Annotated in this window: 20 protein-coding genes; 15 read left to right on the forward strand and 5 right to left on the reverse strand. The window is 73.1% G+C overall.

Features of this window, described 5'->3' with window-relative positions; all coding sequences use genetic code 11:
- Positions 1-428: 428 nt before the first annotated feature.
- The 8 genes from ssd to HHX31_RS20100 all read left to right on the forward strand — a co-directional run bounded on the left by ssd (position 429) and on the right by HHX31_RS20100 (position 8137).
- Complete coding sequence (ssd, locus tag HHX31_RS20065) at positions 429-1505, forward strand: septum site-determining protein Ssd (protein WP_169949829.1); 1077 nt, start codon at positions 429-431, stop codon at positions 1503-1505.
- Positions 1502-2680 (forward strand): TadA family conjugal transfer-associated ATPase, encoded by a 1179-nt coding sequence (locus HHX31_RS20070; RefSeq protein WP_169949830.1) that lies wholly within the window; start codon positions 1502-1504, stop codon positions 2678-2680. The genes ssd and HHX31_RS20070 overlap by 4 nt, the downstream gene beginning before the upstream one ends.
- A complete protein-coding gene (locus tag HHX31_RS20075; RefSeq protein WP_169949958.1) occupies positions 2677-3426 on the forward strand; it encodes a type II secretion system F family protein in 750 nt (249 codons plus the stop codon). Before HHX31_RS20070 ends, HHX31_RS20075 begins: the two co-directional genes overlap by 4 nt.
- 46 nt (positions 3427-3472) lie before the next feature.
- Entirely contained in the window at positions 3473-4231 is a 759-nt protein-coding gene (locus HHX31_RS20080; RefSeq protein ID WP_311932107.1) for a type II secretion system F family protein, read from the forward strand.
- Between the two features lie 232 nt (positions 4232-4463).
- Positions 4464-5216 (forward strand): DUF4244 domain-containing protein, encoded by a 753-nt coding sequence (locus HHX31_RS34510; protein ID WP_249346168.1) that lies wholly within the window; start codon positions 4464-4466, stop codon positions 5214-5216.
- On the forward strand, positions 5213-5701 hold the full coding sequence (locus HHX31_RS20090) for a TadE family type IV pilus minor pilin (protein WP_249346169.1): 489 nt from the start codon (positions 5213-5215) through the stop codon (positions 5699-5701). Before HHX31_RS34510 ends, HHX31_RS20090 begins: the two co-directional genes overlap by 4 nt.
- 140 nt (positions 5702-5841) lie before the next feature.
- On the forward strand, positions 5842-6231 hold the full coding sequence (locus HHX31_RS20095) for an Rv3654c family TadE-like protein (protein ID WP_169949831.1): 390 nt from the start codon (positions 5842-5844) through the stop codon (positions 6229-6231).
- 244 nt (positions 6232-6475) lie between these two features.
- On the forward strand, positions 6476-8137 hold the full coding sequence (locus tag HHX31_RS20100; RefSeq protein WP_169949832.1) for a hypothetical protein: 1662 nt from the start codon (positions 6476-6478) through the stop codon (positions 8135-8137).
- An 88-nt stretch (positions 8138-8225) separates the two neighbouring features.
- On the opposite strand, the gene HHX31_RS20105 is transcribed toward HHX31_RS20100, so the two are convergent.
- Entirely contained in the window at positions 8226-10541 is a 2316-nt protein-coding gene (locus HHX31_RS20105; RefSeq protein ID WP_396711331.1) for a DEAD/DEAH box helicase, read from the reverse strand.
- Positions 10542-10945: 404 nt separating this feature from the next.
- Between HHX31_RS20105 and HHX31_RS20110 the strand changes: the two genes are divergently transcribed.
- From HHX31_RS20110 to HHX31_RS35760, 5 genes are all read left to right on the forward strand, one after another.
- Entirely contained in the window at positions 10946-11296 is a 351-nt protein-coding gene (locus tag HHX31_RS20110) for an STAS domain-containing protein (protein WP_030506779.1), read from the forward strand.
- A 19-nt stretch (positions 11297-11315) separates the two neighbouring features.
- On the forward strand, positions 11316-11744 hold the full coding sequence (locus tag HHX31_RS20115; protein WP_169949834.1) for an ATP-binding protein: 429 nt from the start codon (positions 11316-11318) through the stop codon (positions 11742-11744).
- A gap of 560 nt (positions 11745-12304) precedes the next feature.
- Positions 12305-14644, forward strand: coding sequence for a sodium-translocating pyrophosphatase (locus HHX31_RS20120; RefSeq protein WP_169949835.1), 2340 nt, complete (start codon positions 12305-12307; stop codon positions 14642-14644).
- Positions 14645-14813: 169 nt separating this feature from the next.
- On the forward strand, positions 14814-15275 hold the full coding sequence (locus HHX31_RS20125) for a histidine phosphatase family protein (RefSeq protein WP_311932111.1): 462 nt from the start codon (positions 14814-14816) through the stop codon (positions 15273-15275).
- Between the two features lie 51 nt (positions 15276-15326).
- Positions 15327-17447: an FUSC family protein gene (locus HHX31_RS35760; RefSeq protein WP_169949836.1), complete on the forward strand. Its 2121-nt coding sequence runs from the start codon at positions 15327-15329 to the stop codon at positions 17445-17447.
- Positions 17448-17462: 15 nt separating this feature from the next.
- On the opposite strand, the gene serB is transcribed toward HHX31_RS35760, so the two are convergent.
- A complete protein-coding gene (gene serB, locus HHX31_RS20135; protein ID WP_311932114.1) occupies positions 17463-18686 on the reverse strand; it encodes a phosphoserine phosphatase SerB in 1224 nt (407 codons plus the stop codon).
- Between the two features lie 188 nt (positions 18687-18874).
- Here serB and HHX31_RS20140 point away from each other — a divergent pair, with 188 nt between their 5' ends.
- Complete coding sequence (locus HHX31_RS20140; RefSeq protein ID WP_169949838.1) at positions 18875-19618, forward strand: GNAT family N-acetyltransferase; 744 nt, start codon at positions 18875-18877, stop codon at positions 19616-19618.
- Entirely contained in the window at positions 19615-20541 is a 927-nt protein-coding gene (locus HHX31_RS20145; RefSeq protein ID WP_211589999.1) for a lysophospholipid acyltransferase family protein, read from the forward strand. Before HHX31_RS20140 ends, HHX31_RS20145 begins: the two co-directional genes overlap by 4 nt.
- 101 nt (positions 20542-20642) lie before the next feature.
- On the opposite strand, the gene HHX31_RS20150 is transcribed toward HHX31_RS20145, so the two are convergent.
- The 3 genes from HHX31_RS20150 to HHX31_RS20160 are packed head-to-tail and all read right to left on the reverse strand — an operon-like array spanning position 20643 to position 22998.
- Positions 20643-21248, reverse strand: a complete 606-nt coding sequence (locus HHX31_RS20150) for a hypothetical protein (protein WP_169949839.1) — start codon at positions 21246-21248, stop codon at positions 20643-20645.
- Between the two features lie 41 nt (positions 21249-21289).
- The gene (locus HHX31_RS20155; RefSeq protein ID WP_169949840.1) at positions 21290-22339 is read right to left on the reverse strand and encodes an S-adenosylmethionine:tRNA ribosyltransferase-isomerase; all 1050 of its coding nucleotides are present in this window, start codon (positions 22337-22339) and stop codon (positions 21290-21292) included.
- The gene (locus tag HHX31_RS20160; protein ID WP_169949841.1) at positions 22336-22998 is read right to left on the reverse strand and encodes an SDR family oxidoreductase; all 663 of its coding nucleotides are present in this window, start codon (positions 22996-22998) and stop codon (positions 22336-22338) included. Before HHX31_RS20160 ends, HHX31_RS20155 begins: the two co-directional genes overlap by 4 nt.
- Positions 22999-23118: the final 120 nt, after the last annotated feature.

The raw sequence follows: 23118 nt of genomic DNA on the forward strand, positions 1-23118 counted from the left end.
CACCCATTGCACCGCGCGCGTCGACCTGCCAGACTGACTCTGAGAAAAAGTTTTGCTCAGATTTGAGAGGATCCTCGACGTACCCTCTCCTGATCAGGCAGCATACGGTGTGTCTCTGATGCTGAACGCGAGCGTCCCTGGGTGTGCGCTCTTGTCACGTCCAGGTCTCCTGAATAAAGCTTTCTTGTAATACGGGCCCGGCTCTACCCCCCCAGAGCCGGACCGCAACGGCGACCCCCGCTATCCCCCCCGGCGGGGGTCGCCCCTTTTCTCCCGGTCTTCTGATCGATTTCGGGCTTTGATCGCTTGTCTTGTCCACAGGTGGTGTTCCGTCCACAGAACGTGGTTCGGCGCCTCGGGCCGGTGGCGGTCGCCCGCATTGTGGTCCTCCCGAACGCCGAGTCGTCCCGGACGACAGGGAGACACCGATGCCACGCCCACTGGCCATAACCGACGACCAGGAACTCCTCGACGATCTGCTCCGCATCGCCGCCGCCGCGGGCGTCGAACTCGACGTGGCCCACGCGGCCGCCCACGCCAGGCCGTACTGGACCCGTGCGCCGCTGGTCGTGGTCGGCGGCGACCTGGCGGACGAGCTAGCCGCCACGAGTCCGCCGGCCCGGCCGAACGTGGTCGTCGTGACGCGTACGGCGGACGACCCCGACATGTGGCGCAGGTGCGTCGCCGTCGGCGCGCACACCGTGCTGGAACTGCCCGTGGCCGAGCGGCTCCTGGTGGAGGAGTTCGGTGACGCGGCGGAGCCCGCCACCAGGGCGGGCACGGTCCTGTGCGTCGCGGCGGGGAAGGGCGGCGCGGGCGCCAGCGTCCTCGCGGCGTCCCTGGCGCTGACGGCGTCCCGGGCCGGGCTGCGAACGCTCCTCGTCGACGCCGATCCGCTCGGTGGGGGTATCGACGTGCTGCTCGGCCAGGAGGAGGCGCTGGGCGCCCGCTGGCCCGACGTGGCAGGAAGGGAAGGCAGGGTGAGCTTCGCCGCCCTGCAGGAGGCGCTGCCGACCTTCGGCGAGCTCACCGTGTTGTCCGCGCATCGCGGTGAGCCGGTGCGGATCCCCAGGGAGGCGATGCGCGTTGTGCTCGACGCCGCGCGGCGCGGTTGCGACCTGGTCGTGGTCGACCTGCCGAGGCACGCGGGCGAAGCCGAGGCGGAGGCGCTGGCCAGGGCCGCCGCGACGATCGTCGTCGTGCCCGCGGACCTGCGGGGAGCCCTCGCGGCGGCCCAGACGGTGTCGCTGCTTCGGCCGGGGACCGGAGACCTGCGCCTGGTGATGCGCGGGGGGACGCTCGATCCGGACGTCGTCGCGGCGTCCCTGTCGGTCCCGTGCGCGGGCGTGCTCCCGGAGGTGCGCGGGCTCGTCGAGACGCTGGATCGAGGAGATCCGCCGCCGCTGCGCCGCTCGCCCCTGGGCCGTTTCTGCGCGGACCTGCTCGACGCCCTGCCGGGCGGCTTCTCGACCGGCCGGCCCTCCACCGGGACGGCCGGCCCGTGACCCGCGAAGGCCCGGTGACCGTCCCCGCCGTCGGCGCGGACCTGGTCGAGGCGGTCCGGGTACGGCTGTCGCAGACAGGCGCCGCTCCCACCGCCGCGCAGGTGGCGGCGGCCCTGCGCGCGGAGCGTGCCGTGCTCGGCGACGCCGAGGTCCTGGCCGTCGCGCGCACGCTGCGCGCGCACCTCATCGGCGCGGGCCCTCTCGAAACCCTGCTGGCCGAGCCTGGCGTCACGGACGTCCTGGTCAACGGCCCGCGCGAGGTGTGGGTGGACGACGGAGACGGCCTGCGCAGGACGAACGTGACCTTCCCGGGAGACGACGAGGTCCGCAGGCTCGCCCAGCGGCTGGCCGCGTCGGCCGGACGTCGCCTCGACGACGCCTGCCCCTACGTGGACGCCAGGCTCGCCGGCGGCGTGCGCCTGCACGCGGTGCTGCCGCCCGTCGCGGCGGAGGGGACCTGCCTGTCCCTGCGGCTGCCCTCGCGGCGGGCGTTCACGGTCGAGGAGCTCGCCCCGCGGGACGGAGCCGCCGTGCTCCGCGCGATCATGGGGGCGCGGCTGGCGTTCCTGGTGTCCGGGGGCACCGGAACAGGCAAGACGACGATGTTGAGCGCCATGCTCGCGCTCGCGGGTCCGGCGGAGCGCCTGCTGCTGGTCGAGGACTCGGCCGAACTGCAGCCGACGCACCCCCACGTCGTACGGCTGGAGGCCCGGCCGCCGAACCTGGAGGGCGCGGGCGGCGTCGGGCTGCGCGACCTCGTACGGCAGGCACTCCGGATGCGGCCCGACCGCCTGGTGGTGGGCGAGGTGCGGGGAGCGGAGGTGGTCGACCTGCTGGCGGCGCTCAACACGGGCCACGAAGGAGGCTGCGGGACGCTGCACGCCAACAACGCCGCCGACGTGCCCGCGCGGCTGGAGGCCCTGGCCTGCGCCGCGGGACTGTCGCGGGAGGCGGTGCACAGCCAGATCGCCGCCGCGCTCGACCTCGTCATCCACCTCGTGCGGGAGGCCGGCGGCGGACGCCGTCGCGTGTCGGAGATCTGCGTGCTGGAACGCGGCCCGTCCGGCCTGGTGACGGCGCTGCCGGCGCTGACCTTCGACGCGCAGGGCCAGGCGGTCCTCGGCCCCTGCTTCGACGTGCTGCGCGAACGGTGCGCTGGGTCGTGGCCCTCATGACGCCGCCGAGCGGGCCCGTCCTGGGGCTTGCCGCCGTGCTGGCCGCCGCCTTCGCCGCCTGGGTGTGGGCGGGCCCCGGCTCCGGGACGAGACGGCTCGCGTCGCTGACCGGAACACGGCGGACAAGGGACCTGCGCAGGTCCTGTGCGGCGCTCACCCGCCGCCCACGCCCCGGGGCGACGGCGGCGGCCTGGCGTGCGGCGTCGATCGAGCTGTGCCAGAGCCTGGCCGCCGAGTTGTCGGCGGGCCGGCCTCCCGGCGACGCGCTCACGCGCGCGATCTCGTCGGTCGGCCTGCCGGATCCCGCCGCGCTGGCCCCGGTGGTCGCCGCGGCCAGGGACGGCGGCGACGTCGCCGCGGCCCTGTCCGGCGCGGCGCCCGCCCGTGGTGGTGAGGGCCTGGTGCGGCTGGCCGCGTGCTGGCGGGTGAGCGTCGCTGTGGGCGGCGGCCTGACCGCGCTGGTGGACCGGGTGTGCGTGTCCCTGCGGGAGGCGCAGGCCCATCGGGAGGAGGTGGCCGCGCAGCTTTCCGGCCCTCGGGCGACCGCCCGGATGCTGGCGGGCCTGCCCGTGCTCGGCCTGTTGATGGCCGCCGGGCTCGGCATGAACCCGCTGGCCTTCCTGCTCGGCGGCCCGGCGGGGTTCGCCTGCCTGGTCGTCGGGCTCGCGCTCGACGCCGCCGGGGTTTGGTGGACGCACAGGCTGGTCATCCGGGCCGAGGAGCCGCCGGGATCCGCTCGCCGATGAGCGGCGGGAGCGACGCCGGGCGTCCCGGCGGGAAGGGGTGCGAGACGTGATCGCCGTGCTGGCCGGGATCCTCACCACACTGGCGGTGCTGGCCTGGCCGATCGCCCGTTCGCCGGCCGCGCGGCTGAACGCCATCGCGTCGGCGGCGCCGTCCCCTCTGGCGTCCGCGCAGGAGCCGCCGGGCTCCACGCGGGCGGACGCGAGCGCGTCTGGTCGGGCGGCGGCCATCGCGGCGCCCGTGGGCCTCGCGATCCTCCTCCTCGTGGGCGGGCCGGTCGGGGCGCTGGCGGGGACGGCGGCGGGAGCAGGCGTCTTCCTCGCGGTGCGCAGGCGGGAGCCCGCCGAGGTCAGGCGCTGCAGGGAACGCATCGGGGCCGACCTTCCCTTCGCCGTCGACCTGATCGTCGCCTGCCTGCGGGCCGGGCAGCCGATGAGCGGGGCCGTCGAGACGACCGCCGTCGCCGTCTCGGGCCCGGTCGGGGAACGCCTGTCGTGGGCCGGCGCTCAGATGCGTCTGGGCGCTCCGCCGGAGGAGGCGTGGGCCGCTTTGGCCGACGAGCCCGCGCTCGCCGTCCTCGCCAGAACAATGATCAGGGCCGCCCAGAGCGGTGCGCCGGTGGCCGACGTGCTCACGCGGCTCGCCGACGACGCCCGGCGTACGGCTCGGGCGACGGCCTCGGCCGCGGCACGGAGGGTCGGCGTGCACGCCGTCGCGCCGCTCGGGCTGTGCTTCCTGCCGGCCTTCGTCTTCCTCGGGATCGTCCCCATGGTCGCAGGCCTGGCGGGTCAGATACTCCTGCCGTGAACAGCCTGTGGACAACACCATCCACACCTGTGGACAGCCGGTGGGACGAATGACCCGCCAGCTCCCACATCGCGGCTCGACGATCCAGAAGTGGCGACGTCGCCCTGTGGACAACCTGGTCGGCAGAGCCGCTGTCCACAGAATCGCGCTCGGCTCGATTCCCGCCGTCCGCGATCCCGCAACCTGGCCCAGCTGGGGCGGGCGGGCCGCCCCGAGCGGGTCAGGAGGACCGATGAGCAAGCACGCCGCGACCGGCAGAACCAACCAGGCGGGCGCCCCGACCGGCACCGGTGCCGGCGAAGCTCCCCGGCGGAGGAGCAGGGGCGCGGTCGGCCGTCACAGGGCGCGACCGGCACGATGGGCCGCGCTCGCGCGTGCCGTGCGAAGCGCGCTGTCCAGCCGCTCCCGGCGGGTGTCGATGGCGGCCCGCTGCGGCGGATGGGGTAGGACGGGCGGCTCGGAGGGCTGGAGGCGGTCGCCGCTGCCGGGCCGAGGGGCGGCATTCGGTCGCCAGGGACAGTGGGTGGCCGCCGACCGGTGGATGATCGGCTGGGGGCGGGGATACGGCCGTGGCGGCGGCATACTCGCCGCCGTGGGCGTGCTCGCCGTCAGCGCACCGGCCGTGCTGCGGGGTGTGGGACGGCCCGGGCGCTCCGGTGCCCTGGGTGACGTCCTGGGGGGTGTCGTCCGGCGGTGGTCCCAGCCACGGGACGGCGCGGAGGTGGTCCGGCAGGCTCTGCGGCGGTCGTGCGCGGCGCTCCGGCGTTCCGTCGCCCGGGCCTCCTGCCGAGCCAGGACGCTGGGCATCCAGTGGACCGTGCAGGCGCGTACGAGGGCAGAGGCGGGCATGTCGACCGCGGAGTACGCGGTCGGCACGATCGCCGCCTGTGGCTTCGCCGCCCTGCTCTGGAAGGTCGTCACGAGCGCCGAAGTGAGGTCCATGCTCGCCGCGCTCATCCAGAAGGCACTGAAGCTGGCCGCATGAGGTCGTCGGTGGTGCGCCGCCGGGCCCGGCCGCCGCGACGTCGCGTGCCCGGCGTGCGGCGCGCGGGGGATCGAGGGTCGGTGACCGCGGAGGCCGCCGTCGCCCTTCCGGCCCTCGTGCTGGTGCTGGCCGCCTCGCTGTGGGCGGTGACGGTCACGGGCGCCCAACTGCGGTGCGTCGACGCGGCCAGGGCCGGCGCCCGCGCGGCGGCGCGGGGGGAGGCCGCCGAGGAGGTGCGGACGCTGGTCCTGCGACTGGCTCCCGAGGGTGCCACGGTGTCCATTCGCATGGGAGCCGACACCACCCGGGTGGAGGTCGTCGCCAGCGTCGGGCCGCCTTTCAGGTCGCCACTGCCGCCGGTTCGCCTCCGGGCCGACGCCGTCTCCGCCACCGAGCCCGGCGTCCTTCCGCCGCTGTCGACGGTGGCGGAGCCGGGCGGGTCTTCTGGTCGCGGGGGAGCCCTCGACGCTACTGCACCGGGCTGACGCGGCTGAGGAACACCGGCCGAGGAGCGCGGCGGGCGTACGGCGGTGAGCCGGGGAAACGCGGACGGCGGATCGTTCGGAACGGCGGGGACGAATGGACGAATGGACGACGGATGAAGTGCGGACATGAGGACATGCGAATGAGGAGATCGCGGACCTTCGAGAAGGGGGCGCGCGGCCTGCGGGAGCGCGGCTCGGCGACCATCTGGACGATCGCGCTCATGACCGGCGTCTGGGCGGTGGCGATGGCCGTCGTCCTGGTGGGCGTCGCCCGGGTGGCGCGGCACCGGGCGCAGAGCGCGGCCGATCTCGGCGCGCTCGGGGCCGCGCGCATCGCGCTCGCGGCCCCGGACGAGGCCTGCGCCCGCGCGGAGGCGATCGCGACGGCCAACCGCGCGTCACTGCGGTCGTGCTCGCTGTCGGACGGCGTCGCCGAGGTAGCGGTGACGGTGCGGTTCGCGGTTCCCCTCCTCGGTCCCGCGACGGCCGCCGCTTCCGCCAGGGCAGGTCCGGTCGGTGCGGTGGCATGAGGGGCGGGTAACCGACGGGCCGGACGGCCGAGCGGAGAGCGCCGCACCAGGAGAGGCAGTCGAGACCAGGGAAGGCAGTCGAGGCTTTCGTGATGTCGCGCTGATCGCGTCGCAATAGAATCACGACTTCTTAGACATTAGGTCCAAGAGTGGACGGTTGGCATAAGGTGCCGCGTACTCTCAGTCGTCGCGCGCATCGGCAGAGGCGGCAGGGGGTGGACGGTTCTCCACGAAGGGATGCGTCGTGACCAGGGTTCGCAGGCTGGGGGCAACCGCGATGGTCGTTTCGGCGGCTCTGGCATCCGCACTGCTGGCCGGCGCCGCTCCGGCGTACGCGGACGGCGCCGAGATCCTGACACCCGGGGATGGTGAGGTTCTCACGTCATCCCGGCCGGTGACCGTGTCCGCGAAGACGGACTGGTACCAGGTCAGCATGTCCCTCTACGTCGAGAGCCCGTCCGGATCCCGGCAGAAGATCGCCTCCGGCGGCGCGAACCAGACGATCAGCGGGTCCTTCGACCCAGGCGACGCTCCCAACGGCACGTTCACGGTCAGCCTGTTCGGCGAGGTCACCCACAAGACCTACGCCACGTCGACCTTCGTGCTCAGCCGTCCGCCGGAGGCGCCCTCCGGGGTCCGGGCAGAGCTCGAAGGCCTATCGACTATCCGGGTCAGCTGGGCGAAGGGCGCGGAACCGGATCTTCAGTCGTACGAGATCACCTCGGTCAAGGCCGGCAAGTCCGGTTCCGTCTCCGTCGACTCCGCCTGCTCGGGTTCGACCTGCCAGGCGAGCCTCGCGCTGCCGGCCGGTCTGGGCGGGCAGAAGGTGGACGTCTCCGTCCGCGCCTTCCGGTCTGACGGCGCCGGCGGCACGGTCGGGTCCGAGCGCTCCGCGGCCCCTGACGTGTCCGTCCCCGCTCCCAAGGCATCTCCGAGTCCTTCTCCGAAACCGTCGAAGACGGACCAGGCGGCCCAGCCGCCCGTCGCCAAGACCCCGGACACGCACCGGCCCAGCGCGGAGCCGGAGCCGGCGCTGCCGGAGGACACCCAGTTGACCGAGGACCCTGAGCTGGGCGGGAACACCGAGCTCACGCTTCCGGAGGCCGGCGGCGACGACCAGACCGAGCCGGTGGTCGTCCCGGAGGAGACCGACGATCCGAAGACGACGGCCCAGTCCTCCTTCCTGCCGCTCGGCGGGCTCAACTTCGGCGTGTACATCGCGCTCGCCGTCGTCCTGCTGCTCACGGGCGCGAACCTGGGGGCATGGCTGCGGCGCAAGGGTCTGACCGGGGACACCGCGGGCAACGGACAGACCGGAGGCTCGCAGTCGCGTCCGGCGACCGGGGAGACGGACGCCTCGCCGGAGGCGGCCCCCGTGGCTGGTGGCGCGGTCGGTGGCGTGGCCGGTGGCACGGTCGCGCTGGGCGGCCCCGCTACGGCGAAGGCGCGAGGGGCCACGCCCGTACGACGTCCCTCCATCATCCTGGCCAGACCGAAGGCCCGGGAGGATCTCCCGGAGACGGTGATCGGCGCCGGGGCCGGACCAGGCGGCGACGCCCCGACAGCCGCGACCATGCCTGCGACCGCGACCATGCCTGCGGCCACGAGCGTGCCTGCGGCCACGAGCATGCCTGCGGCCACGAGCGTGCCTGCGACCACGGGCTCGGGCAGGGAGATCACACTGTCCCATCAGGAGCCGATCGGGACCGGTCAGGCGGTCCCCGCCCACACGTCGCCGTCGACCGCCGGGCAGTCAGACCGGGGGCCGGTGGCCTCGGTGCCGGTGGCGTCCACGGGGGCGGCGGTCAACGCCCGGATGCCGGATCCGCCTCTTCGCCAGCCCGAGCCGGACGTCTGGACGGAGGACGACGACTCGCTCCACCCCGGCCGTCACCGCGATCTCTGACGGTCGCGACCCCTGTGCCTGCTCCCGCCCCGGTCGCGTCGGGAGCGGGAGCGGCCGCCGGGGCCTGACCTGACGCGGACACCTCGCCTCAGTCGCCCAGGAGGATGCCGAGGAGGCGGATCGCCCCCGCCTTGTCGAGTGGTTCGTTGCCGTTGCCGCATTTGGGCGACTGGATGCAGGACGGGCAGCCGCGTTCGCACTCGCACGAGGCGATCGCCTCCCGCGTCGCCGTCAGCCACTCGGACGCCCGGGTGTACCCGCGCTCGGCGAACCCCGCGCCTCCGTCGTGGCCGTCATAGACGAAGACCGTGAGCAGACCGGTGTCGGGGTGGAGTTCGGTGGAGACGCCCCCGATGTCCCAGCGGTCGCAGGTCGCGAACAGCGGCAGCAGGCCGATCGACGCGTGTTCTGCCGCGTGGGCGGCCCCGCCGAGATCGACCGCGGCCCCCGGTCGCGTCAGACCGGCGAGGGCGGGCGTGGGCAGGGTCCACCACACCGCGCGGGTGCACAGCGTGCGCGGCGGCAGGTCGAGCGGCTCCTCGCCGATGACCTCGCCGGTCTGGGCGCGCCGCTTGAGGTACGAGACGACCTGGCGGGTGACCTCCACCGACCCGAAGTGCAGGGTGCCCGGCCCGATGGGCCGCGAACGCAGCGACTCGATCACGCGGATGTCCGTGACGTCCCGCGCGAAGGTCGAGTAGTCCGGTTCCGCGGCCGTGACCAGGGCGACCCCCGCGTCCAAGTCGAGCACGTCGACCACGAACGTCTCGCTCTGGTGCAGATAGACGGCTCCCGCGTGGACCATGGTGTGCGCCGACGGCTCGTCGACCGTGCCGAGCAGGCGGCCGGTCGACGCCTCGACGACCTGGACCGGCGCGCCACCGGACCCGCGGATGTCCGCCAGGTCGGCCGCGTGGTCGCGGCTCGTCCAGAACCATCCGGTGGGCCGCCTGCGCAGCAGCCCGCGGCTGACGAGGTCGTCGAGCGCGTCCCGCGCCGCCGGGCCGAAGATCTCCAGGTCGTCCTCGGTCAGCGGGATCTCCGCGGCGGCCGCGCACAGGTGGGGCGCGAGCACGTACGGATTGTCGGGGTCGAGGACGATGGCCTCCACCGGTTGCCCGAACACGGCCTCCGGATGATGGACGATGTAGGTGTCCAGCGGGTCGTCGCGGGCGATGAGCACGGCCAGCGCGTCCTGGCCCGCGCGCCCGGCCCGGCCCGCCTGCTGCCACAGCGAGGCGCGGGTGCCGGGCCACCCGGCGATGAGGACCGCGTCGAGCCCCGACACGTCGACGCCGAGTTCCAGCGCGTTCGTGGTGGCCAGGCCGGTCAGCTCGCCCGAACGCAGCGCCTTTTCGAGCACCCGCCGATCGTCGGCCAGGTAGCCGGCCCGGTAGGCCGCCACCCGATCCGCCAGCCGGTTCCTCTCCCGGCCGGTCGCGGCCGTGTCCGCGCTCCGGGCGGCTCGCGCGGATGACGGTCCGCCCTCTCCCGCGAAGGCTCCTTCGTGAGGTGCGCCGGGGGCTCCGCCGTAGGTCTCACCGCGTAACCCCCCGGCGGGCACTCCCAAAGGCTCTCCGGCGACAGCAGGCCCGTCGGCGTACAGGCCGCTCGTCTCGTCCGGATCCGGCACGTGCTCGCCGTACGGCGGGGGCTCCGCGTCGAGGAGGGCCTCCACCTCCTCCAGGGTGCGGCGGGCGGTGACGGCAACGGTTTCGGCGGCGCGGCGGGAGCGGACGAACGCGAGAGTGCGGACGTCCTCGATCACGAGGTCGGCCAGGAGGTCGGCCGCCTCGGCCGTGGCGGTGCGGCGGACCGGGGCTCCGCTCTCCCCGCGCAGATCCGTCAGAGGCGGCTCCCACAGGGCGAAGGTGGTCGAACCCCTGGGAGAGGCGTCCGTGGTCACCTCGGCCATCTCAAGGCCGGTGAGGCGCATTCCCGCGGCCGCGGGGTCGCTGGCGGTGGCCGATGCCAGCAGGAACACGGGGGAGGAGCCGTATTTGCCGCTGACCCGGCGCAGCCGGCGCAGGATCTGGGCGACGTGGGAGCCGAAGACCCCCCGGTAGCCGTGGCACTCGTCGACGACCACCAGCCGCAGCCGCCGCCAGAAGGAGGACCACGAGGAGTGGCGAGGCAGAATCGACCTGTGCAGCATGTCCGGGTTGGTCAGCACGTAGTTGGCGTTCTGGCGGACCCACCGGCGTTCCTCGGGCGGCGTGTCCCCGTCGTACGTGGCCGCGCGCACCTGCGTAAGCCGCAGTTTCCGCAGCGCCCTGAGCTGGTCGGCGGCGAGCGCCTTGGTCGGGGTGAGGTAGAGCACGGTGCCGCCGGAGAAGATCTCCGCGACGGCCGGGACCAGGTAGGCCAGCGACTTGCCGGACGCGGTGCCTGTGGCAATGATCACGTTTTGGCCACGTTTAACCAGCTCGGCGGCCTGAAGCTGGTGTTCCCAGAGGCCGGTGACCCCCTGCAGGCTCAGCCGCGAGACCAGCAGTTCTGGGGTCCATTCCGGCCATCTGGTCTCACTCGCCTGACGTGCTGGAACATGCTCCACATGAGTCACGCGCCCACGGCGTGCGGGAACCGCGAGCAGACGGGTGAGAACGTCGCCTGTTCGGGCAGAGGGCGAAGAAGTCGGAGTCACTGGTTTCCAGTTTGGCATCTGCGGGGAGAGTCGCCCGGAGTCGTGATTTCGTATAGACACGGAGTCGTAGCGTGGTTGAATGCCGCGCATCGGGTCTGTGCGTCTGGACTACCAGGATGCATGACCTGTATCGAGACCTACGCAAGTAAGGCGCTGGAGGATCTGTGGATCTGAAGTTGGACCACCATTCCGAGGACAATCTCACCATCGTCGATGTCGAGGGTGAGATCGACGTCTACACCGCGCCCAGACTGCGTGAGCTGCTGATCGACCTGGTCAACAAGGGCAACTTCCACCTGCTCGTGAACATGGAGAAGGTGGACTTCCTCGACTCGACGGGCCTTGGCGTGCTGGTCGGCGGCCTCAAGCGGGTGCGGGCGCACGACGGCTCCCTGGAGCTCGTCTGCACGCAGGAGCGCATCCTGAAGATCTTCCGCATCACCGGTCTGACGAAGGTCTTCGGGATCTACGCCTCGGTCGAGGAGGCCAAGGAAGCCCACGGCCGGGACAAGTGACGGCCGGGGATTTCGCAACATGGCCACCGTCGAGCTGACGTTCAGCGCTCTGCCCGCCCACGTGCGGACGGCCCGGCTGGTCGCCACGGCCATCGCCCGGCGTACGGGCGTGGCGGAGGCGATCTTGGACGAGGTGCGGCTCGCCGTCGGAGAGGCGTGCTCACGGGCTGTGGAGGCGCATCGCCTCCACTGCCCGGGGGAGCCCGTACGCATCGAGTTACGCGATGACTCGGGGCGTTTCGAGGTGACCGTCACCGATGCCGCCCCGGGCGAGGACGTGACGCCCCAGGGGCTGGAGGCGGACGGCAGCCTCATGCCCGAGATGGACAATCTGGGCATCGCCGTCATCGCGGGACTGGCCGACGACGTCGAGGTGCTCCCCGGGCCGAAGGGCATGCGCATCCGCATGAGCTGGCCCGCGTCCTCCCACGGCATCGGCGCTCTCTGACCGCCGAGACCTCCGGCGAATCTCCGAGGACCCCCGCCGGCCCTCGGAGACCGTGAAGACCGGCTCCTCCGCAGGCCGTGAGGATCCGGCTTCCGCAGACCGTGAGGACCCGGCTTCCGTAAAACGGTGAGGATCCGGCCTCCGCGGACAGGGCCCGCTTCAGGAGCCCGCAGGACCGACCTTCCAGCAGATCGAGTGTCGCCCCCGGCGTGACACTCGATCTTTTGTTTGTGTCAACCCCAATATCGGACACCCGAAATCAGCTATGCGGTAGTGCCGTAACCTGGGCGACCCGTCCCGACAGGCCCCTGACTCCGCTGGTCAAAGCACCTTGATAGCGGTGCAAATGTTCGCTCATTACGGGGCGCCGCCTCGATTGCGGGGCCAGAGGGCCTTCATATCCGCGGGATCGCTGCGTAGACTCCCGGCACCGGCCAAGGTATTGCGGATGCAACCGGAAGCGGCACTTGTCGACCGCCCGGAAGCGCGCCACGGCCCGTGGGTTCGTCCAGCGCGGCCCGGGCAGGAGGACCGAATCCCCGTCTGGCCGAGGAGGACGGATGTCTGCCTATTACGCCGCTGCCGCTGACGAAGGCGCAGCGGTAGCTCTGAACGGTTCCCATCTCACCCTTGTCATTGTCGTCGCCGTCGTGGCGCTGCTCGCTCTGGCCGTCGCGGGCGGACTCGTGCGGGAGGTGCTCGCCGCGGGGCAGGGCACCGAGCGAATGCAGAACATCGCGAGGGCCGTGCAACAGGGAGCCGCCGCCTATCTCGCGCGGCAGTTCCGGACGCTCGCGATATTCGTCGTCGTCATTCCGTTCCTGCTGCTGCTTCTACCCGCCGGTTCCACCGGCGAGAGAATCGGCAGGTCCGTCTTCTTCGTCGTCGGCGCGGTGTTCTCCGCGCTGACGGGTTTCATCGGCATGTGGCTCGCCGTACGCGGAAACGTCCGCGTCGCGTCCGCCGCCCGTGAGTCGGGCGAGAAGACCGCGATGCGCATCGCGTTCCGCACGGGCGGCGTCGCCGGCATGTTCACGGTCGGTCTCGGCCTGCTGGGCGCCGCGATCGTCGTGCTCGTCTACAAGGGCGACGCGCCGAACGTCCTCGAGGGGTTCGGCTTCGGCGCCGCGCTGCTCGCGATGTTCATGCGAGTCGGCGGCGGCATCTTCACCAAGGCCGCCGACGTCGGCGCCGACCTGGTGGGCAAGGTCGAGCAGGGCATCCCCGAGGACGACCCGCGCAACGCCGCCACCATCGCCGACAACGTGGGTGACAACGTCGGCGACTGCGCCGGCATGGCGGCCGACCTGTTCGAGTCGTACGCCGTCACCCTGGTCGCCAGCCTGATCCTCGGCCGGGCCGCCTTCGGCACCGAGGGCCTGGTCTTCCCGCTGATCGTCCCGATGATCGGTGTGATCACCGCGGTCGTCGGCATCTTCGCCACCGCGCCGCGCGGGCGTGACCGGTCCGGCATGGCCGCCATCAACCGCGGCTTCTTCATCTCCGCCGCCATCTCCGCGGTGCTGGTGGCCGTCGCGGCGTTCGCCTACCTCCCGTCGAGCTTCGCGGAACTGTCCGGTGCAGCGGCCGACGTCGCCGCGCTCACCGCGGACCCGCGCCTGATCGCGATCGGCGCGGTGCTCATCGGCCTGGTCCTGGCCAGCGCCATCCAGATCCTCACCGGCTACTTCACCGAGACCAACCGGCGCCCGGTCCGGGAGATCGGCGAGAGCTCGCTCACCGGTCCCGCCACGGTCATCCTGTCCGGCATCTCGGTCGGCCTGGAGTCGGCGGTCTACTCGGCGCTGCTGATCGGCGGCGCGGTCTACGGCGCCTTCCTGCTCGGCTTCGGCAACGTGACCGTGGCGCTGTTCGCCGTGGCGCTCGCCGGCACCGGCCTGCTGACCACGGTCGGCGTGATCGTGTCGATGGACACCTTCGGCCCGGTCTCCGACAACGCCCAGGGCATCGCCGAGATGTCGGGCGACGTCGAGGGCGAGGGCGCCCGCGTGCTCACCTCCCTCGACGCGGTCGGCAACACCACCAAGGCCATCACCAAGGGCATCGCGATCGCTACCGCCGTGCTCGCGGCGACCGCGTTGTTCGGCTCGTTCCGCACCGCGGTCGAGAGCGAGCTGGCCAAGGCGTCACAGGGCGTGAAGGACGCGCTCGGCACGTTCGCCGACTTCAGCCTGTCGGTGGACGCCCCGAACGTGCTGGTCGGCCTCATCATCGGCGCGGCCGTGGTGTTCCTCTTCTCCGGCCTCGCGATCAGCGCCGTGGGCAGGGCGGCGGCCCGGGTCGTGTACGAGGTGCGCGAGCAGTTCCGCACCAAGCCGGGGATCATGGACGGCAGCGAGCTGCCCGACTACGGCCGCGTGGTCGACATCTGCACCCGCGACTCGCTGCGCGAGCTCGCGACACCCGGTCTGCTCGCCGTGCTGACCCCGATCGCGGTCGGCTTCGCGTTCGGGTACGCGCCGCTCGGCGCCTACCTGGCCGGCGCCATCGCGTCGGGCACGCTGATGGCGGTGTTCCTCGCCAACTCCGGCGGCGCCTGGGACAACGCCAAGAAGCTGGTCGAGGACGGCCACCACGGCGGCAAGGGCTCGGAGGCGCACGCCGCCACCGTGATCGGCGACACCGTCGGCGACCCGTTCAAGGACACCGCGGGCCCGGCCATCAACCCGCTGATCAAGGTGATGAACCTGGTCGCGCTGCTGATCGCCCCGGCCGTCGTGGCGTACGCCGACAACGTCGCGGTCCGCACCACCGCGACGGCCGTCGCCGTGGTGGTCGTCGTCGGCGCGGTGATCGTGTCCAAGCGCCGTGCCACGGGTATCGCCCCGACCGGCGAGGCCGACCAGGCCTCCCGGGCCACGGAGCCCGTCGCCCACTGACGACGGCAGCCCCGCACCCCGAAGGTCCCCTGCTCCCTGAGCGGGGGACCTTCTCCATACACTGAGCACTTATGGACAAGCCGAACGGTGGCAGGACGCTGGCACTGATCCTGCTGACCATGGCGGCGATGATCGTCGTCATCGTGGGCCTCGCCGTGTGGGCCATGCCGTGAGCGTCAGGACCCTCGTCGTGGTCAGGCATGCCAAGGCCGGCCACGCTCCCGGGCTTCGGGACAGCGAACGTCCGCTCACCTCCGGCGGCGAACGGGACGCCACGGCGGCGGGGGAGGAGATCAGGCCGCTCAGCCCGGGGCTCGTCCTGTGCTCGCCCTCGGTGCGCACCCGCAGGACCGCGGAGCTGCTCGGCCTCGACGCCCCCGTCGAGATCGAGCGCGACATCTACGAGGCGTACCCGGACGACCTGTTCGGCGTGCTGCGCCGTACGGACGGCGAGATCACCTCGGTCGTGCTGGTTGGCCACAACCCCGGCGTGCACGAACTCGTCGCCGCCCTGACGGACACGAGGCTCGACGGCTTCCCGCCCGGCGCGTACGCGGTGATCGAGCTGGACGTGCCGTGGGAGGACGCCGCTCCCGGCACCGGGCGCCTGGTCAGGGCGAGCCACCCCTGATAGCTCACCTGGAACGCGGGTAGGAAAAGCTGCCTGCCGCTCAGGAACGCAGTGCTCGCCAGAGCGCCGAGGCTGGAGGATCCACGCCTCGCGCTCGGCTTCGGCCTGACCGGGGCCGCCTGCCTGGCGATCCCGCTGCTCGTGGGCCTGGCCACCGGTCACCCGGCGGGCGGCGCGACTGTCGGACTCGGGGCCTGGCTGGTCGCCGGGCGGGCCATCGCGAATCCCGCGGGCGTGCGCACGCCGTACCTGCTCGGGGTCGTGCTGTCGGTCGGCGTGGGGACGTCGCTGGGGATCCTGCTGTCGGGCAGTCCGTGGTTGATGGTCGCCGTCGCCTCGGCACTGGCCGGGCTCGGCGGTCTGGTGCCCCCGATCGGCGTCACCCCGGCGCTCACGCTCCTGCTGACCGCGGCCAACCCGCTGCCGCTCGACCCAGTGCCGCACACGGGCCTGCAACTGCTCGGCGGGCTGCTGGCGGCCGTCCTGCTCACCCTGCCCTGGCCGTGGCGGCGCACCCGCCCGATCGTCGCGGTGCTGGGGGAGACGGCCGGCACCCTGGCCGAGCTGGCCGAGGCGGTGGCCGACCCCGCGGTGGGTCAGGACGAGTGGGACGAGCGCCGCAGGACGGCCTCGCACGCGATCATCGAGATTCGTACGGCCAGGGCCCGCCGCCTGCGGTGGGAGCGGTCGCGGGCGGCCGAGGACGTCGCGTTCGCGCTGCGCCGGGTCTTCCACGAGATCATCGCACTGCGCGGGCTGTGCGCCACTCTGGCGCGACGGGCGCCCGGCGCGGCGGTGGAGGTGGGGCTCGGCGACCTGGTGGACTCGCTGTCCGCGTCGCTGCGGGCGTACCTGGCCGAGCGCCCGCCCGCGCGGGTGCGCGTCGTGGACTTCGGCGACCGCGTGGACCGGCTGCGCGAGCGGGGCGCGGGCGGCGAGCGCGGGATGGTCGTGCTCGTGCTCCTGCGGCAGATCGCCCACAGCGCCGGACGGATCAGGGCGGCGCTCGACGGCACAGCCGAGGCGGCCGGCCGCGTGTGCGCGCCCGGCCTCGCCCCCGCTCTCGACATGGCCACCCTGGCGGTTCCCCCGCCGCTCGCCTTCGACGACCCGCGCGTGCGGCACGCGCTGCGGCTTGTGCTCGGCACCGCCTTCGCCTCTCTCGTGATCGTGCTGTTCAAGCCCGCGTTCCCGCACTGGATGGTGATCGCGGTGCTGGTCACCATCCAGCCGACGTACGGGGAGACGCGGGCCAGGGTGTGGTGGCGGGTGGGCGGCAGTACGGTGGGCGGGCTGGTGTCTGCCGTGATCCTGCACGTCGCGCCGGGGCATTGGCCGCTCGTGGCGCTGATCGGGGTGTCGGCCGCTCTGGCGTTCGGCCTGGCCCCGACGCACCAGGCCTACTGGGCGACGTTCATGACGATGTGCGTGCTGCTGCTGCTCGACTTCCAGGTGCGGCAGACCGAGGAGATCGCCGAGTCGCGGGTCGTGCTCACCGTCGCCGGCGGCGTCATCGCCATCGCCTGCACGCGGCTGCTGTGGCCGCGGGGGGAGACGGACCGGCTGGCCGGGCGGGTCGGCCGGATGCTCGACTCGCACGCGGCGGTCGCCCGGTCGCTCGCCCAGTTGGTCCGGGGCAGGGCGGGCGCCAACCGGGCCGAGGAACGGGTCAGGAAGGCCGCGCTGGATGCCGATATGGTCGCCGCGGCACTCGGCTACATCGCGAAGGAGCCCGGCGGCGCGGCCCCGGACGCCGTCGAGGAGGCGCTGGAGGCCGCCCAGAGGGTTCGCGACCACCTCCTGACGCTGATCTCGGTGCTGCGCGACGCCCCGATCGGCGCCGGGCCGGTCCCGGACGTCCTGGACGCCGTGGCCGGGCGCCTGCGGGACACGGCGCAGGCCGTGCGGGGGCGGGAGCCGTACGAGGAACCGGCGGCGGACGTGGGCCTCGCGGACGACGCCGTGTGGGTCGGCGCCCAGGCCGAGCGCCGGCTCACCGAGCTGGAGAACGGCGCGACCGGGCCGGGACCGAAGACGGCCGCGAAAGAGCCGGGTTCGGGGCGGGCACTGCTGCGGAGCCTCGCGGTCGACCAGGCGCTGCGCTCGCTGGACGCCGACGCCGTACGGCTGTGCGCGGCGTCGGCCGGCGCTTTCGCGACCCCGCGACCCTGACGCCCAGGGCCCGGGTCAGGTGACGGCGGGCGGCACGGCGTCCTCGGCGTCGGCCGCCTCGACCTCCTCGCGGGAGATGCCGAGCAGGTAGAGGATCGAGTCGAGGTACGGCACGTTGACCGCCGTGTCGGCGGCCTGCCGCACGATCGGCTTGGCGTTGAAGGCGATGCCGAGGCCGGCGCTGGCGAACATGTCGAGGTCGTTCGCGCCGTCGCCGATCGCGACGGTCTGGCTCAGCGGGATGCCCGCGGCGGCGGCGAAGCGCTCCAGCGCGCGGGCCTTGCCCGGCCGGTCCACGATCTCGCCGACGACCCGGCCGGTGAGCTTGCCGTCCACGACCTCCAGGGTGTTGGCGGCCGAATAGTCGATGCCGAGGTCGGCCACGAGAGAGTCGGTGATCTGGGTGAAGCCGCCGCTGACGATCGCGAAGCGGTAGTCGAGCCGCTTGAGCGTGCGCACGAGCGTGCGCGCGCCGGGGGTCAGTACGACCTCCTTGGCGACCTTCTCGAAGACCTCCTCCGACAGCCCTTCGAGCAGCGCGACCCGCCTGACCAGCGACTCGGCGAAGTCGATCTCGCCCCGCATGGCCTCGTCCGTGACCCGGGCGACCTCGTCGAGGCAGCCGGCGTGCCGCGCCAGCAGTTCGATGACCTCGTTCTGGATCAGGGTCGAGTCGACGTCCATGACGATGAGGCGCTTGGCACGGCGGTGCAGGCCGCTGCGCTGGACGGCGACGTCCACCTTCTGGGCGGCCGCCTCCGCGGCGAGTTCCGTCCGCATGGCCTGGGGGTCGGCGCCGGAGACGGCGAGCTCGATGCACGTCACCGGATAGCTCGACAGCCGTTCGATCCTGTCGATGTTGGCGCCGCTCGCCGCGATGCGGCCGGCGATTCCGGCCATGGCGGCGGGCAGCAGCGGCGCGCCGAGGACGGTGACGTGCAGCCTGCCGCGCCGCCGTTTCTCCTTGGACGTCGTGCCGGTGGCGATCTCGAGGTCCATGTCGAGGTCGGCGGCGACCTGCTCGACGGCCGTCCACAGGCCGCCGATGGTGCCTCCGGTGCCTGTCGGCGGTCCCCCGGAGTAGGCGACGAGCACGCCCAGGGTGAGGCGGCCACGGATGACGACCTGCTCCACGTCGGCCACGACGACCGGGAACCCGGCCAGCACGGCGAACAACCGAGAGGTGACGCCGGGGCGGTCAGGACCCGTCAGCGTGATCAGGAGCGTGCGCTGGTTCACGTTGTTTGAGGTTACTGCGCCGGTTGTCATGTGCGCGCACGAGGTTCACGATGCGGACGCCTTCATGCCCACGACCTGAGGGGCCGTTGTCATTTCCGCATGTCGTCATGGTGGTGGGCCGCGGCGCGGACCAGGAGAGACGGGACGCCTGACCGCTGCCTGCACCCCTGAGGAAGGACGTGACGCGCATGACCATCTCCTTGCGATCCCCTGCCCCCCGGCGCTCCCCAGGCTCCGGCCGTTACACCGTCGGTCTCGCCGAGAGCGCCGCCGATCTGCGTGCCGTCCAGCGGCTGCGGTACGAGGTGTTCGCCGGGGAGATGGGGGCCAGGCTCGACTCCCCGCTGAGTGGGCTCGACGTCGAGCCGCTCGACGCGTACTGCGATCACCTCCTCGTCCGTGAGGGGGACACGGTGGTCGGCACCTATCGCCTGCTGCCGCCCCGCCGCAGCGACCGGCTCTACTCCGACTCCGAGTTCGACCTCGGCGCGCTCAGGGGCCTGCGCGGCGACCTGGTGGAGGCCGGGCGCACGTGCGTGCACCCGGATCACCGCGGCGGAGCGGTCGTCGCCCTCATGTGGGCGGGAATCGCCCATTACATGACGAGCCGGGGACACGCCTGGCTGGCGGGCTGCTGCTCGGTGCCGCTGGACGACGGCGGCGCGGTCGCGGCCGGGGTCGTCGACCAGGTGCCGCTCGGGCCGGGTGAGTATCGCGTGACGCCGCGCACGCCCTGGCGCGACGCGGGGGTGCCGCGCCCGGAGCGGTTCGTCCTGCCGTCGCTGCTGCGCGGCTACCTGCGGCTCGGCGCGTGGATCTGCGGCGCTCCCGCGCACGACCCCGACTTCGGCACCGCCGACTTCTTCGTGCTGCTCTCCGTGGACAAGGCCGACCCCCGCTATCTGCGGCACTTCCTCGGGCAGGCGCGATGAGCGCCGTCGCGCACCGGAAGCCGGGCTCCTCCGCCTGGCTGCCGGTCTCTCCCTGCGGGCCCGGCGCCTGCCTGCCCACGCGGACGCGCACGGCCTGCCCCCTGCGCCGGGCGGCCCGCCTGGCGGGCGCGGTCGCTGTGCTGATCGCCGGTCTGCCGATCGCGCTCACACTGGGGCGTACGGCACGGCGTGGGGCGGTCACCATGCTGTGGTCGCGGCTGCTGTTGCGGGCACTGGGCGTCAGGCTCGTGACGCGCCGGGGGTTCTCCTTCATCGGGGGTTCCGCGCGGGCGCGGGCCGTGCCGGAGGAGGAAGGCCCCGCCCTGATCGTCGGCAACCACGTCTCCTGGCTCGACCCCCTGGTCCTCACGGCGACCGTCGCCTGCCGGCCGCTGGCCAAGGCGGAGGTGGGCAGGTGGCCGATCATCCGCACGCTCGCCGCCGGGGGCGGCGCGCTGTTCATCGACAGGGACAGGCTGTCGGCCCTGCCGGGGGTCGTCGCGGACATGGCCGCCGCGCTGCGGAGCGGCGAGAGCGTGGCGGCGTTCCCCGAGGGCACCACGCGGTGCGGACGCGAGATGGGCGGCTTCCGGCCCGCGGTGTTCCAGGCGGCGCTCGACGCGGGAGTGCCCGTACGGCCGGTGGCGCTGCGGTTCGTGGAGGGGACGGGGGAGCGCGCCGCCCTGTCCACCCGGCCGTCGTACGTCGGGGACGACACGCTGCTCGCGTCCGTCCTGCGGATCGTCGCGACCCTGGACCTCGTCGTGGAGGTGACGCTCTTCCCCGCCGTACGGCTCGACCACCCGGCGGCGTACGGAGGGCAGGCCCGCAGGGGGGAGCCACGGGCGGTGCTGGCGCGGATCGCCGAGGCTCAGGTCAGAACCGGGCTCACGGAATCGGACGGGCAGGCGCCGGCGGCCTGAGACGGCAGGACGGGGCCGGGAGGGCGGCCTGAGACGGCTCGCGCCCGCCCGGCGGGGCCGGACGGGCGCCATGGACAGGGAGTTTCGAGTCGTGCGGGACGTCAGCGGGTGATCGAGCTCTTCGTCTTCACCCAGCCGATGCTGTCGCCGAACTCGCTGAACAGCTCCTTCGGGTCGGTGTTCAGCGAGGTGTCGATGACCGCCCCGCCGAAGTAGCCGTAGAGCTTGCCGCTGGCCGACCCGCTCACCTGGGCCTTCGCATAGAACGTGTAGCTCTTGCCCTTCTTCAGGCCGGGCAGCACGCACAGCGCGCGGGTCCGCTCCCGCGTGCACTGCTCGTGGTAGTTGGTGCCGTGCGGGACGTAGATCCGGGTCTTGGTCACGTTCTTGGGGAACTTGACCGCGAGGAAGATCTCGTCGGTCTTCGTCTTCAGCTTGTTGACGAGCGTGACCTTGAAGGACACCACGCGTCCACGGCGGACGCTGTAGGGGTAGCTGACCTGGATGCGGACGGGCGCCGACGCCGCCTTGGCCGAGGCTCCGGCGGCGGACGCGGCGGACGCGGTGGACGTCGTGGACGCCGTGGACGCCGTGACCGCGGACGAGCCGGCGGAGGAGGCGGAGGCGGGCGCGCCGGAGGCGACCAGCGCGCCCGCGACCAGTGGCACGGCCAGCAGCAGGGTCGGCTTGCCGATGGGGGTACGCATGCGGCAAGCCTTGACGATCGAGATCACGGCGCGGTCACGTATCACAGAAGGAGATGGCTGTCGCCGAACTCGTGCCAGAGGTAGCCCTCGGCGAGCGCCACCGCGTACGCGCGGGCGAGCACAGCGCTTCCGGTGATCGCCGTCAGCATCCTCAGATGGCTGGAACGGGGCTCGTGCAGGCCGGTGACCAGGCCGTCCACCACCCGGACGCCGCCCTCTGGGGTGACGACGTGGGAGGTCCAGCCCGACATCGCCCGCACCCTGCCGGGGGCGGGGGCATCGAGCGCGGCGGTCTCCAGCGCCCGTACGACGGTCGTGCCGACGGCGATCACCCGGCCCCCGTGCTCGCGGGTGATGTTCGCCAGCCGTGCCGTCCACGGGGAGACCGAGAACCACTCGGGATAGGGCGGCTCGTCCTTCTCGGGGGACGCGACCCCGGTGTGCAGCGTGATCGGCGCGACCCCGATCCCCCGGCTTACCAGCGCGGTGACGAGCTCCGGGGTGAACGGCCGGCCCGCGCTGGGCATCTCCGCGCTGCCCTGCTCGGTCCCGAAGACCGTCTGGTAGTCGGCGAGGGGCCAGTCGCGCTCCACGTAGCCGTACCGGATGGGCGTGCCGTGCGCGGCGAGGTAGGAGAGCACGTCGCGGTCCAGCAGGGCGCGCCACAGGCGCGGCGTCTCCTGTCCCAGCAGGCGCAGCGTGGCACCCCCCGGCAACGGCAGCCACTCTCCCGGCGCGGCGCCGGAGTAGGGCGCCGTGGCCTTCGCCGTACGGCGGCGCAGCTCGACCAGCCATTCGCCGGACGCGAGGCGGCCGGAGAAGTGGACGGCGAGCCGGTCGAGCCGCACCGCCGCGGGCAGGGTGGCGGAGTTGTTGACCACCAGCAGGTCGCCGGGGGACAGCAGCGACGGCAGGTCGGCGAAGACGTGGTGGCCGACCTCGCCGGTGTCGCGGCGGGACACCAGCAGCCTGACCTCGTCGCGGCGCAGCCCCCGGGCCTCCGGTGGCTCACGCGCCTCCTGCAGCGCCCTCAGCGGCCCTGTCAGCGGCGATCGGGGCCCGGTGACGTCGTCGGGGTCTGGGGTGGTCATTCCAGCCCTCCCCGGGTCAGGCGGCCGGATGCGGGGCGGGTGCGCACGAGGCGCAGCAGCGCGGGGACCACGCTCTCGGGGGGCGGCGCGGCCCCGGCCTCCTCGGGCCCGACGGCGTCCGCCAGCATGCGGGTGCGCATCTCGCCGGGGTCCACCCACCAGACCGCCACGCCGGGCTCCTCGGCGGCGAGGACGTTGGAGACCTGGTCCAGGGCGGCCTTGGTCGCGCCGTAGCCGCCCCAGCCCTCGTACGCCTCGACGGCGGCGTCGGACGAGACGTTGAGGATCGCGCCCCGCCGCTCGCGCAGCGCGGGCAGCGTCGCCTGCGCCAGCGCGAGCGGCGCGATCACGTTGGTCTCGAACAGCGCGCGCAGCGCGTCCAGCGGATAGTCGGCGAGCCTGGGCAGCGGGGCCGGCCCGAGCCCGCTCGCGTTGTTGACCAGGAGGTCGAGCTCGGGCGCCGCCTCGGCGAGCCTGCCCACGTGCGCCGGGTCGGCGACGTCACCGGGGATGGCCCTGGCGCCGAGGTCGAAGGCCGCGGACATCAGGTCCTCCTCGCCCCGGGCGGTGAGCAGGAGCGACCAGCCGTCGTCGGCGAGCGCCCTGGCGAGAGCGAGCCCGAGCCCCCGCGACGCTCCGGTGATGAGTGCGTGCTTCATACGCGTCACGCTAGGAACCGGCACGTCGGCCGCGCGCCGGGCGGAGGTCCCGCCCTCGCTCGGCACTTCGGACTAGGCCCGGAGACCGAGGCGGTATGCCCGATGCTCGGCCTAGTCTGG

This window comes from Microbispora sp. H11081 (assembly GCF_012999535.1).
GTDB lineage: Bacteria > Actinomycetota > Actinomycetes > Streptosporangiales > Streptosporangiaceae > Microbispora.

Coding starts and splice junctions, on each gene's coding strand:
- ssd (WP_169949829.1), top strand. CDS start 429: ATGCCACGCCCACTGGCCATAACCGACGACCAGGAACTCCTCGACGAT.
- HHX31_RS20115 (WP_169949834.1), top strand. CDS start 11,316: ATGGCCACCGTCGAGCTGACGTTCAGCGCTCTGCCCGCCCACGTGCGG.
- HHX31_RS20155 (WP_169949840.1), bottom strand. CDS start 22,339: ATGACCACCCCAGACCCCGACGACGTCACCGGGCCCCGATCGCCGCTG.
- HHX31_RS20140 (WP_169949838.1), top strand. CDS start 18,875: ATGACCATCTCCTTGCGATCCCCTGCCCCCCGGCGCTCCCCAGGCTCC.
- HHX31_RS20075 (WP_169949958.1), top strand. CDS start 2,677: ATGACGCCGCCGAGCGGGCCCGTCCTGGGGCTTGCCGCCGTGCTGGCC.
- HHX31_RS34510 (WP_249346168.1), top strand. CDS start 4,464: ATGAGCAAGCACGCCGCGACCGGCAGAACCAACCAGGCGGGCGCCCCG.
- HHX31_RS20120 (WP_169949835.1), top strand. CDS start 12,305: ATGTCTGCCTATTACGCCGCTGCCGCTGACGAAGGCGCAGCGGTAGCT.
- HHX31_RS20160 (WP_169949841.1), bottom strand. CDS start 22,998: ATGAAGCACGCACTCATCACCGGAGCGTCGCGGGGGCTCGGGCTCGCT.
- HHX31_RS20145 (WP_211589999.1), top strand. CDS start 19,615: ATGAGCGCCGTCGCGCACCGGAAGCCGGGCTCCTCCGCCTGGCTGCCG.
- HHX31_RS20090 (WP_249346169.1), top strand. CDS start 5,213: ATGAGGTCGTCGGTGGTGCGCCGCCGGGCCCGGCCGCCGCGACGTCGC.
- HHX31_RS20095 (WP_169949831.1), top strand. CDS start 5,842: ATGAGGAGATCGCGGACCTTCGAGAAGGGGGCGCGCGGCCTGCGGGAG.
- HHX31_RS20150 (WP_169949839.1), bottom strand. CDS start 21,248: ATGCGTACCCCCATCGGCAAGCCGACCCTGCTGCTGGCCGTGCCACTG.